The following is a 15264-nucleotide window of genomic DNA, read 5'->3' as shown; positions in this document are numbered from 1 at the left end:
TCCTTCCCATCGGGGTCTGACGGACAGCCATGGCTGCCGATAGGCCCACTCCTCGCATTGCCGCACCGCAGGCAATGGCCTGCGGTGACTTAGTCATCCTAAAAGCTTACTTTGCCTGCCAGGCGTACCATCTCTTGCCGATCTCATCGCGGTTTGCTGCCCAGTAATTCATATCGGCGTTGACCTGGCTTGCCGTTTGCTGGTCCGGCAGGGTCTTGGCTGTTTCAGGGTCCATCAGCTTCGCCGAGTCAACATTGATCGGCGCATATCCGGTCGCCTTCGCCATGTCGGCTTGCGCCTGTGCCGAGGTCGCGAGCGCGATGAATTTCATCGCCGTTTCCATGTTCGGGGCACCCTTCGGGATGACGAGGGAATCCGCAGCCGTGATATTCTGGCTCCAGGACGTCTCCGTCTTGACGCCGCTATTGGCCAGCGCCGTCATACGGCCGTTCCAGAGGCTGCCGAAGGGCGCCTCGGCCGACGCCAGCAGTTGCTGCGACTGCGCGCCGCTCGACCACCAGACGATATCGGACTTGATCGTATCGAGCTTCTTGAAGGCGCGGTCGAGATCGAGCGGGTAGAGCTTGTCGGCGGGAACGCCGTCGGCAAGCAGTGCGGCTTCGATCACGCCCGGGGCGGACCATTTGTAGAAGGTGCGCTTGCCGGGGAACTTCTTCGTGTCGAAAAGATCGGCCCAGGTCTTCGGGCAGGCGCTGACGGCATCGGCATTGCATCCGATGACGAAGGAATAATAGAAGCTTCCGACCGAATAGTCACTGACGAAGCGTGGATCGAGCTTCGACTTGTCAATGACGGAAAAGTCGAGCTTTTCGAGCAGGCCCGCCTTGCCGGCCTGCGCGGCATAATCACCCTCGACGTCGACGACATCCCAGCTGACCTGACCGGCCTCGACCATGGCTTTCAGCTTGCCGTAGTCCGTCGGACCGTCCTGCATGACGCCGATATTGGTCTTTGCGGTAAACTGGTTGGCCCAGGCGACCTTCTGCGCATCCTGCGTCGTTCCTCCCCAGCTCGTGAAGACCATGGTATCGGCCTTGGCGGGCACCGATGCGGCCATTATTGCGGCAAAGGCCGCGAGTGCAATTTTTGCTTTCATGTTCCCTTGTCCTTGTTTTTCAGTTCTTGATGCATGCCTTATGCGGCCACCCGTTCACCCCAAGGGGGAGAAAGCGGCAGGCTTCATAATCTTGTTTTCCGCGACTTCGATCAGGTCGCGGATCTTCGGCAGGAAGGCCTGCCACTTGGGGTCGGCCGCCAGCTGCCCGCGCCGCGCTTCGCGGTCGTCGAGGTTTGCATACGCCCAGATATGCACGATCTCGTTGATCACCCCGATCTCCGAATGGAAGTAGCCGACGAGGTTGCCGAGATGCGTCTTCTGGATGGCAATTCCTTCCTCCTCCACGACCTTCAGATATTGCGGGATCGTGCCGTTCTTCAGCCGGTAGGTGCGGATCTCGTAAAACATCGGCCTCACCTCATGATAAAGGGATCGGGGATCGGATCATCCGACGTCCGCAGCCAGATGGTCTTGGTGCGGGTATAGTCGAGAGCTGCCGCAAGGCCGCCTTCCCTGCCGTGGCCGGAAAGGCCGAAACCGCCGAAGGGCGCGATTGGTGACACCGCGCGATAGGTGTTGACCCAGACGACCCCGGCGCGGATGCCCTTCATCAGACGATGGGCGCGCGTCAGGTTCTGGGTGAAGACGCCGGATGCCAGACCATAGCGGGTGTCGTTTGCCAATCTGAGGGCTTCGGCCTCCGTCTCGAAGGAGACGACTGAGAGAACCGGCCCGAAAAATTCCTCGGCGAGCGACGGCGAATTGACGCCATCGCAATCCAGGATCGTCGGCGGGAAATAGTAGCCGGCGCCGTCGGGCCTTTGTCCGCCGGTGACGAGCCGCGCGCCGCTCTGAATGGATTTCTCGACGAGTGCCGCGACATGGCCCTGCTGCCTCTTCGTGGCAAGGGGACCGACCTCGGTTTCCATGTCGAGCGGCGATCCGATGCGGATCGCCTCAGCCTTGCGCTTGAGGATCGACAGGAAGCTGTCTTTGATGCTGGCTTCGACGATCAGGCGGGAGCCGGCAACACAGCTCTGGCCGGTTGCCGCAAAAATTCCGGCAACCTGCGCATTGGCGGCACTTTCGAGATCGGCGTCGGCAAAGACGATGAAGGGCGATTTGCCGCCCAGTTCCAGTGATGTCGAGGCAAGGTTCTCGGCCGAATTGCGCACGACATGACGCGCCGTCTCCGGCCCGCCGGTAAAGGCGATATGCGCGACCTTCGGATGGCGCCCCAGCGTGGCGCCGCAGGAAGGGCCGAACCCAGTGATGATATTGATGACGCCAGCCGGAAAACCGGCTTCATGGACCAGGCGCGCAAATTCCAGGAGCGGCGCCGGCCCGTCTTCCGATGCCTTGACGACCATGGTGCAGCCTGCCGCAAGCGCAGGGCCGATCTTGACGGCGGACAGGAAGAGCTGGCTGTTCCAGGGCACGACCATGGCGACGACGCCGACCGGCTCGCGACGCAGCCAGACGTCCATGTCAGGCTTGTCGATCGGCAGATAGGAGCCTTCGATCTTGTCGGCGATGCCGGCATAGTAGCGATAATAGTCGGCGACATAGGCGATCTGCGCCGAGGTCTCGCGGATGACCTTGCCGGTGTCGCGCGTCTCCAGTTCGGCGAGCTTCTGCGCATTGGCCGCAACCAGATCGGCGAGCTTGTAGAGAAGCTTGCCGCGCTGCGTCGCCGTCATCTTCGCCCACGGGCCTTCATAGAGGGCTTTCTCGGCGGCAGTGACGGCGCGGTCGACATCGATCTCGCGCGCTTCCGGCATCTCCGCCCAGACGTCGCCGGTCGCGGGGTCGATACTCTGGAAGAGGCCTTCCCCGTCCAGAAACTCACCGTCGATAAAATACTGGAAGCGCTGCATGGCGTTTACTCCGCAAATGCCGGCATGACCTCGGCGATGAACCGTTCGAGGGAAGCTTTCTTGCGCGCGAACGACATGCCGGTGTCGATCCAGAAGGAATATTCGTCGTAGCCCATCGCCTCATAGGTCTTTAGCCGGGCAATCACGGTCGAGGCATCGCCGACGACATTGTTGCTGCGCATGACCGCATCGGACAGCATGGCGTTGGCGCGAATATCTTCTTCGGGGATGCGCTCGATCAGGCCCTGATGGATCGGCTTCTCGTTCTTGAACCAGGCGAAGAAGTAATTGTAGTAGACGCTGAGCTCATGCGCGGCCCGTGCGATGTCGTCCTCTGTGGAGCCGACATAAGTATGGCGCAGGAGCATGATCTTCGGCCGCTCGATGCCGGGGTTTTTCGCGCAGGCATCGTTGAAGCGGCCCATCAGCGCCTCGACCTCGTCATCGCCCTGCCAGAGCGGCGTCACCTGGACATTGCAGTTGTTGGCGACGGCAAATTCATGCGAATTCGGGTCGCGCGCTGCAACCCAGATCGGTGGATTGGGCTGCTGCAGCGGCTTTGGCGCAGAAGTGGTCGCCGGAAATTTGAAGAACTCGCCGTCATGAGCGTAATCCCCCTGCCAGATCCCTTTGACAGCCGGGATCAGCTCGCGCATGCGCTGGCCGGCTCCCCAGGCGTCGAGACCCGGCAGCAACCGTTCATATTCGAAAGAGTAGGCGCCGCGGGCAATGCCGATATCGAGCCTGCCGTCGCAGATGATGTCGGCCATGGCGGCTTCGCCGGCAAGCTTGATCGGATGCCAGAAGGGCGCGATCACCGTTCCCGTACCCAATCTCGCCCGCGACGTGCGCCGCGCCAGATCGGCAATCGTCACGAAGGGATTGGGCGCGATGGTGAAATCCATCCCGTGGTGCTCGCCTGTCCAGATCGCGTGCATGCCGCCCTTGTCGGCGATCTCGCAGAGCGCGACGAACTCCTCATAGAGGCTCTTATGGGTCTGGCTCGCGTCGAGGCGTTCCATGTGAACGAAGAGGGAGAACTTCATGCTTGCACCGCCTTAGCCGAGACTGCCCGCACCATGCCGGAGGTCTCGTCGCCAAAATAGACCCCGAAATTGCCGATCTGGCTTTCCATTGCAAAGCGAGCGACGATATCGGCCGTCGAACTGGTCTTGAAGTGCGCCGCCTTCAAGGCATCCGGCTTCATGAACCTGCCTTCGCGCGGCTCGCCTTGCGAGGCAAACGCACGATAGACGATGTGATGCTTCCCATCGCTCTTGCCTTCATAGACCGAATAGAGAAAGCCGACTGTTATCGTCAGGCCCGTCAACGCAGTCAGATACTGGCCAAGAATGTCGGCGGGGCTTCCCTCCCTGCCCTCGCAATTCGGAAGAGCAAACACGTCCATGCCAAGAAGCAGGATTTCGCCATCGCGTTCGACGACCGCGCCGAGCTCGATATTGCCCTCCGCAGCGGCGGAAACCGCCTTGCTTGCCAGGATCGGCGTGAAATAGCCGCCCCGCGCATAGCCGAGGCCATTGCGGCCGCTATTGTCGAAGGAGACGATGCGCCCCATCAAGACGACGTGGTCGCCGGCTTCGATCACCTGTTCCGTGGCGCATTCGAACCAGGCGGCGACATCGGCAAGGATCGGACAGCCATCAGCACCCGAGCTCCATTCGACGGCGGCGAACCGATCTTCGACGGGCCGCGCGAATGTGTTGGAGACGGCCTTCTGCGTTTCCGACAGCACATTGATCGCAAAGTGGTTGGCGCTCGTCATAGCCGTGAAATTGCGCGAGGTCTTTGCCAGGCAGACGAGGAGAAGCGGCGGATCGAGAGAGACCGACGTGAAGGAATTTGCCGTAAAGCCGAGCGGCAGGCCGTCCTGATCGCGTGCGGTCACGACCGTAACGCCGGTCGGAAATGCACCGAAGGCGTCACGCAACGCCCTTGGATCGAAATCTTGCGTCGTCATCTTGCGTCCTCCCCGCATGAAAGCCACTCGGCGAGCAGCTCATTGACGATGTCCGGTGCCGTCAGGTTCACCATATGGCGGTGCCCCTCGACGATCCGCGCCCAGCCTCTGGGTGCAGCAGTAGCCATCTGTTCGGCCATCAGCGGCGTCGAATTCGGATCGTCCGAGCCTGTCAGGAACAAAGCAGGTGCGCGGACATCGGGCCAGCGATCGGCGTAGGTTTCATCACCGCCGGCGAAAGCAGCATAGGCCGTGGCATAGCCGCGCGGGTCGACGAGGCTCAGCCAGTTGCGCGTGAGCTCGCGCGCCACCGCGCTTTGGGCATCATCGCCAAACCAGCGCAGCAGCGGGCCTTCCTTGTCGACGCCTGTCAACGGTATTGCCGCTGCACGCGCAAGGACGGCCGCCTTGGCCTCGGGATCGCGACGATAGACGCCGTTGAGATAGGCGATCCGCTTGATCCGCTCATCGAAGGTGGCAGCAGCCCCTCCGGCAACGAGCGCACCCATCGAATGGCCGGCAACATTGACCTTGCCAAGTTCCATCTCGTGAAGGAAACCACCGAACCAGGCGACAAAGGCTTCCAGTGGACTTCCGGCAGGCAGGGCGACGCTTTCACCGTGCCCCGGCATATCGACGGCGATGACGCGATGGCTGCGGGAGAAGGCCTCAATCTGCGGCGACCAGGCTTCAAGCCGCATGCCGACGCCATGGATGAAAACAAGCGGCTCACCCTTGCCCACCTCGTGATAGGCAGTGCCGCCTGCCGTATGCTTGCGGCGCAAAGCTCCGGCATTCAGATGATCGGGCTCGTTCTGGTCCATGGTTTCCATCGTCGACATCCAGGCTCCGATCCCCTACACGCCCGCCGGATTGGAGACGTCCTGCCCCAGATCCTTGAGGTCCTGATAGCGATCGCCGATGCGATGATGCGGCCGGCCGCCGACGGACGCGCCAAGCGCCACGACAATCTCATCGGCGGCAGGCGCATCGGGGACCGACGTCTGGATCGTCAGATAATGCGAGCGACGGCCTTCGTCGTTCTTGTCCATGAGCGGAATCATGATCGGCGCGTTGGCCGGTCCGCGCGTATTGCAGAAGGCCAGATAGGACTTGGCGCCGACGGCGTGGCGATAGTGATTACCGAACCGGAGCGTGTGGATCAGGGCGGAAGCATGTTCGATCTCGCCGTCCAGCCCGACGACCGCCGCCTTGCCATAGGCCTCGACTGCCTCGCCCGATCCGACCGCATCGATGATCATTTTGGTCAGCAATTCGCCGAGGATGGGAGCAACGGCGTGAATCTCGGGCTTTAGATCCTCGACAAAGCCGCGACCAGCCCAGGGATTTTTAACGATCGCGCAGGCTGAGAAAAGTTTCAACGGCGCGGCTGCCGCTCTCCCCCCTTCGACAAGCGTCGTTTCGATCTGCAGGACGGTTTTTCGGATCTGAAGGCTCATGGCTCGCTCTCATCTGATGTTGTGTATGATGGTATGCCATAATACACAACTGTCAAGCCGCTTTGCGCGACCGGACTTAAAAACCCGGCCGAATGCCGAAAAGAGACAGTTATGACAATGCCTTATCGATAGGCAGCAATAAGCACTCGCGAAAGCGAGCTTGCCCGTCGCTTATCTTCAGCTGTCGGTGTTCCGCTTTTGTATTAGTTATTATGGTATACCGTCACATCGAAGACATGAGGGAGTCAACCCGCCTCACCGGCCAAACGGCAATTTGATGAGTCATGACATCAATCGGCATCATCCGGCGTCACGCGAACCAGCCCACCATCATGGACAGCGAAAATTCCGCTGGCCCTATCCCTGGCGGACGATAGCGCCGATCGCATTGACGACGATGCGCGCCGCGGTGACGGCAGACAGGCCGCCGATGTCGGCCGGAGGATAAAGCTCCACCAGATCAAAGCCCGCAATGTCGGCCCGCCTGCCAAGGCCGGCGATCAGGTCGATCACCTGCGTATAGGTCAGCCCGCCGGGTGTGCGCGCCGCGACACCTGGCATAATTCCGGGATCGATGCTGTCGCAATCCAGCGTGACGACAACCCTCACGCCCTCCGGAATATGGCGAAGAGCCGCCTCGACCCCTTGGGCGTGGATCTCACGGGCAGTGACAAAGCGGCTGCCATAACGCTGTGCCGCCCCGACGTCAGAAGCGCGAGCGCTCCCAACACTTCGCAAACCGACCTGCACCATTCCGGCGACATGGGGCATCTCGCTTGCTCGCCGCATCGGGCTCGAATACCCGTGGTGTTCGCCATGCAACTCGTCGCGCCAGTCGATATGGGCGTCAATCTGCAAGACCCAGACCGGCCCCTCGTCGGCAAAACCGGCGATGAAGGGGATCGTGACGGAACAGTCGCCGCCAAGAAGGATCGGCACGGCCTGCAGAGCCAGCACCTCGCGCGTCCTCGCCTCGATCCGGCCCCGGTTGCCGGCATTGTCGTGCATGACGGTCTCAATGTTTCCAGTGTCGATGCAGCAGGGTGGCTTGCCGTCGAATAACGGGCCGCCGAGATCGAAATCCCAATGCTCGATAAGCCCGGCATCACCCTGGCTGGCGGCCCGGATCGCGCCCGCGGACAAGGCATAGCCGCTGCTGTCCTTGCCGGGATAGGTACTGCCGTGGCCGGCTCCGAAAATCACCACACGCGGCAGGCGACCATCGTCAAGGCGATCCGGAAAGCCTAGAAAGGGAGGGGAAACGGTCATGCTTGCTGGCCTTGACGATGGTTTTGTTGAGAGATCCTAAAATCAATCGATCGGCTGCCGCCCTGAAAGCACGGCCTGGGCGATGGCGCTGGCGCTTGTGACATGATCCATCGCCGCCTGATAGGCGCCGTCGCCGTCACCGCGCCGGATGGCATCGACGATGCGGGCCATCTGCGCCGGTCCCTGAACATCGCGATTTTGCGTCTTGATCGTCATGGAGCGCAGGTGATTGATGCGCACGGTCAAAAGATTGACGACGCCCCAGGCCACATGGCGGTCAACCATGCTGAACAGCGTCTGATAGAAGGACGATGTATGGGCGAGCACGCCCGGCATGTCCTTCTCACGGTAACTGTGCCTTATATCTTCCAGCGACTTGTCGAGGGCATCGGCAATCGCGGGATTGTTCTGCTCGGCGCAAAGCCGCGCCGCCATTCCTTCGAGTGCCGCACGGATCTCGTAGATCTGCTTGGCCTCGTCATGATTGAGTTGCGCGACGATCGGCCCCTTGTTCGGCAGGTTGGCAACCAGACCTTCGGATTCGAGATGGCGCAGGACCTCACGCACGATCGTGCGGCTGACACCGAGCTGGGCGCAGAGATCGCGCTCGACCAGGCGGTCGCCCGGGCGGAAATAGCCGTTGATGATGGCCTCTCGCACCTTGTCGAGAGCAAGCTCACGCAACGTCTTGGCTGGACGCTCCACGCGAATTGCGGCGCCATGTGCATCATCATTCATTTCCGCACCCTCGATCTTCGGATACCATAATATGGCCTACCAAAATCATCCATTGTCGAAATGAAGTCAATGCGGCAGAGCGCTGGTCAGAGCAAGGCCCGTTCCTGAATGCCGAAATGCTCATTTAGCACTTTCCAGCCTTTCGGCGTCACGTCAACGGCCCGAGACGAGGGCGACCGCCGCAGGCAACCCTCGGCAAAGAAGAGATTGGTAAGATGAACGCCAAGTGGCCCGGCCAGATGATGTTGACGTTCCGTCCAGTCGAGACATTGCCGGGCCAGCCCATAACGCGTGGGTCTGATCCCGGCCGTGTTCATGCCCATGCGGTCGAACCACTTGGTCCCCGCAGGCGTGAGTTCGAACCGCTTCTTGTCGGCCGCGACGATAAATCCTTTCTCCAATAGTCCATGGGTCACGGCGACGCCGACGCGGCCGGCCAAGTGATCATAGCAGCAGCGAGCGAACCGAAGCTTTTGCGCTTCGCGGGTCAACGGCTTTCTTCGCACGGGCTCCCCCGGTCCGATCGAGGCGAGCGTCTCAAGCGCGAGTGCGACGTGGGGGCCGGCGAGACGATAGTAACGGTGCCGACCCTCGGTTTCGACAGTCACCAGTCCGCCATCCAGAAGCTTGCCCAGATGGGAGCTGGCCGTCTGCGCCGTCACGCCTGCGGCATAGGCGAGTTCCCCGGCCGGTCGCGCCCGACCGTCGAGCAATGCCGACAGCATGGCGGCGCGCGCGGGATCGGCGATCAGAAAGGCGACTGCTGCTATATTCGGCTGCGGTATCATCTTTCGGCCTCCTTCTATCTAGGCGCATCTTAGCACCGAAACAGTTCGCATGTTTCGACACGTATCGAAGCATTTCGACGCGCTATCGCCGTAGGCTGGGGCATAAGCAATTGCCATGGAACCGGGCTATGACGAAGACGACCCTTGCATTTCTCACCGACACTCACCTCGGCCAACGACTGGTCGCAAAGGGCGAAATCGCCGGCGACAAAATGGGCTATCAGGAAACACTGGGAGAACACGAACATCACCTGCGCGTCGTCCTCGACGATATCGCCCGCAAGGACATCTCCAGGATCGTCTTCGGCGGTGATATCGGCGCGGCCCAATCGGTCGGCCGCTTTTTCGAGCTTCTGCGTGGCTATGCCTTCGACATGTCGCTCATCCTCGGCAACCACGACAGCTATGGTAATGTCACACAACATTACGATCTGGGCGAAAGCATCGTCGCGGGCAAGCTGTGCTTCTCCCAGCATGACCCGTATCTGAAACGCATCTTTCTCGATACGTCCGATAATGCCGTTGGCGACAACCAGCGCAAATGGCTGGTACGCGAACTCGCGGGCGTGAAGAAGGCGGCAATCTTCCTGCATCACCCGATCCTGCCGCTCGACACATCAGTGGATCGAACCGGCGCGGCTCTGCGCGACCGAGATGACGTCAGGTCGCTTCTGATCGACACCGATTGCCAGATATCGCTGTTCTGCGGCCACTATCACATGATCGACGAAGCCCGGGAGGCAAATATCAGGCAGTATGTCACGCCGGCGGTTTCCTATCAGCTCGTCAAGCAATCCGAACATCTCAAAGCGGATATGAAGACGTTCGGCTACCGTATTCTCGAGCTGGACGAAGACGAGATCAGAACGCAGATCGTCTTGTTTTCGAAGGCTTAGACGGCGCAGACGTCTTGCCAGGCCATATGGCAACAACAAGAAGCAAAAGTACTTTCACTTCAAGGTTATGACATTATATCTTATCGAGATATTGCGGAATCGCCAATCGATTTGAAGGATATGACAATGAGCGTGCTTCTTTCTCCCGAACTCACGGTTTGTGGCATTGAGGAGCTACCCGATCAGCGCACTCGAAACGTCACCCATGTGCTTTCCCTCCTCGATCCGGAATATCCCGAACTCGATGTGTTTCATTCCTATGCCACGCATCATCGCACGACGCTGCGCTTTCACGACATCATCGCGACGGCTCCAGGTAGGGTAATGCCGCAGCCGGAGCACGTCGACGCGATCCTGACATTCGGCTCTCGGTTTCGAGCCCAACAAGATCCTGAGGCTCCGAGCCATCTGCTGGTTCATTGCCATATGGGCGTATCCCGCTCGACGGCGGCCATGCTCTCGTTGATGGCGCAGGCCAATCCGGACGAATCCGGCGAGAGCCTGTTTGCCCGTCTGGTCGCCATCCGCCCGCAGGCATGGCCAAACTCTCAAATGATCGGCTTTGCCGACGAACAACTTGGCAGGAAGGGTGATCTGAAGGCTGCACTGGCCCGACATTATGCCCGACAGATCAAGGAACGGCCCGATTTCGTCGAATGGATGACGCGTCTCGGACGCCAGGCGGAACTCGAAATGGCAGCGCCGGAATAACAAAGCGCGTCTATCACCTAAAGACGACCCGCCCTCATGAAGGCGGCTCCTTTCCCATCTTCTTCCGCCGTGACAGTTCTCTGACAGGAATCAATGTCACCTTCTCTGCAATCTGTAGAGGACAGAGACGGCCGGCATCTGAAGCCGGCCGGCCATGGGGAGGAGATATTATGAAAATCGCGCCTAGCCGCGACTAGCGCCTGCCATCCGGCAATCGGCGCCGGCCATCATCAGCCAAGCACATCTCATTCAGCGGCTATCCGTCAGGGAGTGCCGCGCCGTTTGCGCATGTCCTCAATTCAGGGATGCGGACGGCAGTCAAAACCATGCAGCAGTCAACCGGGAGGGAACAAATGTCACTGCTATTCAAAAAACTCAGCATCGCAGCCGCGATCGCCATCGGCGTCAACGGCGCAGCCTTTGCGGCGAGCGAGGAACTCGTTGCCGCCGCCAAGAAGGAAGGCGTGATCGCCATCTATGCCGCGACCGACTTGAGCCAGGCACAGGCGCTGCTCGATGCCTTCACCAAGAAATATACAGGCATTCGCATCGACTACAACGATATCGGCACCAACGGCGTCTACAACCGCATTATCTCCGAAGCTGCGGCCGGCCAGGTCGGCGGAGATCTCGTCTGGACATCGGCAATGGACCAGACCGTGAAGCTTGCGGCCGACGGCTATCTCGCCTCCTATGCCTCGACTGAAATCGGCGCGCTGCCAAGCTGGGCCGTCTACGACAAGACCGTCTACGCCACGACGCTCGAGCCGATCGGCATGATCTACAACAAGGTCGCTCTGAAGGAAGACGAGGTTCCGCGCACGCGGGCCGCGCTGATCGAGTTCCTCGGCAAGAAAGATGTCGCAGGCAAGATCGCGACCTTCGATCCGGAAAAGTCCGGCGTCGGCTTCATGATCCAGACGAACGACTCCAAACAGCGCAGCGATTATTGGGATCTGGTTTCGGCCTTCGGCACCGCCAAGGGCAAGACCTATTCCTCGACCGGCTCCATGCGCGAGACGGTGGTTTCCGGTGAGAATGTGATTGCCTTCAACCTCATCGGCTCCTATGCGCTCGATTGGGTGAAGAGCGCCTCCAATCTCGGCGTCGCCTTCGGCAAGGATTATACGCCGGCCTTCTCGCGTGTCGCCGCCATCATCAAGAACGCGCCGCATCCCAATGCCTCGCAGCTCTTCCTCGATTTCATGCTGTCTCAGGAAGGCCAGAACGCAATCGCGTCGAAGGGCATGCCGTCCCTGCGCACCGATGTCGACCAGGGATACAATCTCAACACCATCAACGAGCTGGTCGGCGGCAACCTCAAGCCTATCGCGCTCGACGACTCGCGCCTGGAATTTATGGACCCTGCAAAGCGCCTTGATTTCCTCAAGAAGTGGCGCGGATCGGTCAAGGGCTGACGCCGCGTCAGATCCCTTAAGAGCATTTCCCGGAAAGCCGCGCTGCGGCTTTCCATGAGGAGTGCCCGTAAAAACAAGAAGATAGAGCATTTCCGCGACGTGAAGAAAGCGAAAGTGCTTGGGAACAACAACCATCGAGAAGGAGGCACGCCGATGTCGGCACCGTCGACAACAGTATCGACCCTGTCTCACGCCGCGCAGCCGGCGGGTCATGCGAGCCCAACATTCACATCGATCCCGCAGCCGGCCAATGCCCTCGGCTTCAGGCGCATCGTCATCGGCCTCCTGGCCGTCGTCGTGCTGGCGCCGATCGTCCTCATCATCTACCAAAGCCTGCTCGACGGACCGTTCTTCGCGCCGAAGAGCAAGCTGTCCATCGAGGCCTATCGCTATATCCTGACCGACGAGATGTTCTACGACGCGCTCTGGAATACGGTCATCATGGCGGTCGGCATGGTGGCGATCGCGGTACCGCTCGGCGCCGCGCTCTCCTTCCTGCTGACGCGGACTGATGTCAAGTTCCGCAAGGCGCTTGAAGTCGTCGTCCTCGTGCCGATGTTCATTTCGGCGATCGTGCTTGCCTTCGGCTATACGGTCTCGGTCGGCCCTGCCGGCTTCCTCACCATGCTGTCGCGCGATCTCTTCGGCTCGGCGCCCTGGAACCTGTACTCGCTGACCGGGATCGTCATCGTCACGGGGCTCGCCCATGTGCCGCATGTCTATCTCTATGTGTCGGCCGCCATGCGCAACCTGCCTTCCGATCTGGAAGAGGCTGCGCGCTCGATGGGCTCGCCGATCTGGCGGGTCTGCCTGGATGTGACGCTGCCCATGGTCCTGCCGGCGCTCGTCTTTGCGACCGCCCTTAATCTGCTAATCGGTTTCGAGATGTTCGGCGTTCCCTATGTTCTGGGCGATCCGAGCGGCATCATCGTTCTCACAACCTATGTCTACAAGCTCACGACGCTGTTCGGCGTGCCGACCTATCAGCTGATGGCCGTCGTCGTCGTTCTCCTCGTCCTGCTCACATTGCCGCTCGTCTGGTATCAGCGCCGCCTGCTGCGCCATAGCCGCCGCTATGCCGCCCTCGGAGGCAAGGGGCCGCGAACGACCGTGATGCGGCTGGGGCCTACCGGCCAGATCATCTCTCTGTCCTTCATCGGCTTCTGGCTCTTCGTCTCGGTTGTACTGCCGATCGGCGGCATCGTGCTGCGTGCCTTCGTCGATGCTTGGGGCCAGGGCGTCAATCCGCTGGCGCATCTGACCGTCGCGCATTTCGCCACACTTCTGGAAGTGCCGACGCTTTTTCGTGGCATCGTCAACACGGTCGTTCTTTCGGTCGTGGGCGGGGCGGCAGCCGTGGCGATCTATCTTGTGATCGGGCTTGCCGGACATCGCCACAGAGGCATGTCCAACACCGTGCTCGACTATATGGTACTACTGCCGCGCGCCATGCCCAGCCTCATCATCGGTCTCGCCTTCTTCTGGCTGTTCCTGTTCGTACCCTTCCTCATTCCGCTGAGGACGACGCTGATCAGTCTATTCGCAGCCTATGTCATCGTCGGCCTTTCCTATGGGTTGCGCCTTCTGCAGGGCACGCTTATCCAGGTCAGCCCCGAGCTGGAAGAAGCGGCGCGCACCACGGGGGCGACCATCGGTCGGAGCTGGCGCGACATCGTCATCCCGATCATCCGGCCGGGTCTCGTCGGCGCCTGGGCGCTCATCATGATCGTGTTCCTGCGCGACTACGCCACCGGCATCTATCTGATGAGCGCCGGCACCGAGGTCATCGGTTCCCTTATGATGGCGCAGCTCCAGTCCGGCGCCATGGACACCATCGCTGCCCTCGCCTTTGTCAGCATCCTTCTTACCGGCGGCGGCCTTGCCCTCGCCCTTCGTCTCGGAGCCAAGATCCATGACTGATCTCATCGTTGAAAACGTGCATAAATATCTCGGTGGCCTGCATATCCTTCAGGGCGCTTCGTTTACCGCCAATCGCGGATCGATCGTTTCGCTGCTCGGGGCATCCGGCAGCGGCAAAACGACCCTCTTGCGCTGCATTGCCGGTCTCGAGCAGCCCGAAGTTGGCCAGATCAAGATCGGCGGCTCGGTTGTTTTCGATGGTGACAAGCGGGTCACCGTCGCGCCCGAAAAACGCAATATCGGGCTGGTTTTCCAGTCCTATGCCTTGTGGCCGCACCGCTCTGTCGCGGAAAATGTCGCCTATGGCCTGAAGCTCAGGGGCGTCAACAAGGCTGATGCGGAAAAGCGCGTCCTCGACACGCTCGGCAAGATCGGTCTCGGCCACCTTGCCGAACGCTATCCGGATCAGCTTTCCGGCGGCCAGCAGCAGCGCGTCGCCATCTGCCGCGCGCTCGTCTACGAGCCGAAGATCCTGCTCATGGACGAGCCCCTCTCCAATCTGGATGCGAAACTGCGCGAAGAAGCCCGCTACTGGATTCGCAAGCTCGTTCTCGATCTCGGCATTTGCGGCGTCCTTGTCACCCATGATCAGGCCGAAGCGTTGGCGGCTTCGGACAATATCCTGCTTCTGCGCAATGGAAAGGTTGCGCAGGAAGGCCCGCCGCAGGATATCTATTCGAAGCCTTCGAGCTTCTACGTCGCCGATTTTCTCGGTGCGAACAATGTTGCCGCAGGTCGCATCAAACGCGATGGCCCTGCAGCCAGCATCCATGGTAGCAACTGGCAGCTCGATGGCGTGATGATGGGGGATGGGGCGGAAAGCGAAGGCAAGGCCGTCATTCGCGTCGAACAGGTCGCTGTTCACGATCAGCCGGCACCGGGCCGCATCGAGATGCAGCTGGAGGCATGCCTGTTCCTCGGCGATCGCTGGGAGTATCGCCTGTCCTACGGCGATTTTAAAGCCAAGGCGTTTGGCCCGAAGCTGATGGCGGCGGGCACGGTTTGGACGGAGATCCCACGCGAGAGCGTCTGGCTCTATCCGGAAGCCGCCTAAAAGCAATAGAAAAGCGGTTCGGAGCTCCGCGAAGAACCGAGCCGCTTTGGAAAGGGAGGAACTTTGCGTCTGGAACC

At 60.6% G+C, this 15264-nt stretch carries 15 protein-coding genes; 5 read left to right on the top strand and 10 right to left on the bottom strand.

All coding sequences use genetic code 11. The annotated features are described in order from the left end of the window. Positions 1–106 precede the first annotated feature (106 nt). From BJ928_RS27315 to BJ928_RS27270, 10 genes are all read right to left on the bottom strand, one after another. Positions 107–1117: an ABC transporter substrate-binding protein gene (locus BJ928_RS27315; RefSeq protein ID WP_047633557.1), complete on the bottom strand. Its 1011-nt coding sequence runs from the start codon at positions 1115–1117 to the stop codon at positions 107–109. Positions 1118–1171: 54 nt separating this feature from the next. Then, positions 1172–1486 (bottom strand): NIPSNAP family protein, encoded by a 315-nt coding sequence (locus BJ928_RS27310; RefSeq protein WP_047633559.1) that lies wholly within the window; start codon positions 1484–1486, stop codon positions 1172–1174. A 5-nt stretch (positions 1487–1491) separates the two neighbouring features. Continuing rightward, entirely contained in the window at positions 1492–2955 is a 1464-nt protein-coding gene (locus BJ928_RS27305; RefSeq protein ID WP_047633560.1) for an aldehyde dehydrogenase, read from the bottom strand. 5 nt (positions 2956–2960) lie between these two features. Next, on the bottom strand, positions 2961–4001 hold the full coding sequence (locus BJ928_RS27300) for an LLM class flavin-dependent oxidoreductase (RefSeq protein ID WP_047633562.1): 1041 nt from the start codon (positions 3999–4001) through the stop codon (positions 2961–2963). Then, positions 3998–4933, bottom strand: a complete 936-nt coding sequence (locus BJ928_RS27295) for a flavin reductase family protein (RefSeq protein ID WP_047633563.1) — start codon at positions 4931–4933, stop codon at positions 3998–4000. The genes BJ928_RS27300 and BJ928_RS27295 overlap by 4 nt, the downstream gene beginning before the upstream one ends. Then, positions 4930–5775 (bottom strand): alpha/beta hydrolase, encoded by an 846-nt coding sequence (locus tag BJ928_RS27290; RefSeq protein ID WP_052227793.1) that lies wholly within the window; start codon positions 5773–5775, stop codon positions 4930–4932. Before BJ928_RS27290 ends, BJ928_RS27295 begins: the two co-directional genes overlap by 4 nt. A gap of 15 nt (positions 5776–5790) precedes the next feature. Continuing rightward, entirely contained in the window at positions 5791–6393 is a 603-nt protein-coding gene (locus BJ928_RS27285; protein WP_047633565.1) for an amino acid synthesis family protein, read from the bottom strand. Between the two features lie 357 nt (positions 6394–6750). Further along, entirely contained in the window at positions 6751–7662 is a 912-nt protein-coding gene (locus BJ928_RS27280; protein ID WP_047633566.1) for an agmatinase, read from the bottom strand. Between the two features lie 42 nt (positions 7663–7704). Then, the gene (locus BJ928_RS27275; protein WP_047633567.1) at positions 7705–8400 is read right to left on the bottom strand and encodes a GntR family transcriptional regulator; all 696 of its coding nucleotides are present in this window, start codon (positions 8398–8400) and stop codon (positions 7705–7707) included. An 86-nt stretch (positions 8401–8486) separates the two neighbouring features. Beyond that, complete coding sequence (locus BJ928_RS27270) at positions 8487–9188, bottom strand: helix-turn-helix transcriptional regulator (RefSeq protein WP_047633568.1); 702 nt, start codon at positions 9186–9188, stop codon at positions 8487–8489. A gap of 128 nt (positions 9189–9316) precedes the next feature. Between BJ928_RS27270 and BJ928_RS27265 the strand changes: the two genes are divergently transcribed. The 5 genes from BJ928_RS27265 to BJ928_RS27245 all read left to right on the top strand — a co-directional run bounded on the left by BJ928_RS27265 (position 9317) and on the right by BJ928_RS27245 (position 15187). Then, positions 9317–10084, top strand: coding sequence for a metallophosphoesterase (locus BJ928_RS27265; RefSeq protein WP_047633569.1), 768 nt, complete (start codon positions 9317–9319; stop codon positions 10082–10084). Between the two features lie 126 nt (positions 10085–10210). After that, the gene (locus tag BJ928_RS27260; protein ID WP_047633571.1) at positions 10211–10795 is read left to right on the top strand and encodes a protein-tyrosine-phosphatase; all 585 of its coding nucleotides are present in this window, start codon (positions 10211–10213) and stop codon (positions 10793–10795) included. Between the two features lie 353 nt (positions 10796–11148). Beyond that, on the top strand, positions 11149–12213 hold the full coding sequence (locus BJ928_RS27255) for an ABC transporter substrate-binding protein (protein ID WP_047633572.1): 1065 nt from the start codon (positions 11149–11151) through the stop codon (positions 12211–12213). A 153-nt stretch (positions 12214–12366) separates the two neighbouring features. Next, on the top strand, positions 12367–14133 hold the full coding sequence (locus BJ928_RS27250; RefSeq protein WP_082011914.1) for an iron ABC transporter permease: 1767 nt from the start codon (positions 12367–12369) through the stop codon (positions 14131–14133). Next, positions 14126–15187: an ABC transporter ATP-binding protein gene (locus BJ928_RS27245; protein ID WP_047633574.1), complete on the top strand. Its 1062-nt coding sequence runs from the start codon at positions 14126–14128 to the stop codon at positions 15185–15187. The genes BJ928_RS27250 and BJ928_RS27245 overlap by 8 nt, the downstream gene beginning before the upstream one ends. Positions 15188–15264 lie beyond the last annotated feature (77 nt).

The sequence above is a fragment of the Rhizobium sp. WW_1 genome (genome assembly GCF_003610155.1).
GTDB classification, from domain to species: domain Bacteria; phylum Pseudomonadota; class Alphaproteobacteria; order Rhizobiales; family Rhizobiaceae; genus Rhizobium; species Rhizobium tropici_A.
Note: the sequence above shows the minus strand (reverse complement) of the source record. Positions and strands in the feature narration are given on the sequence as shown.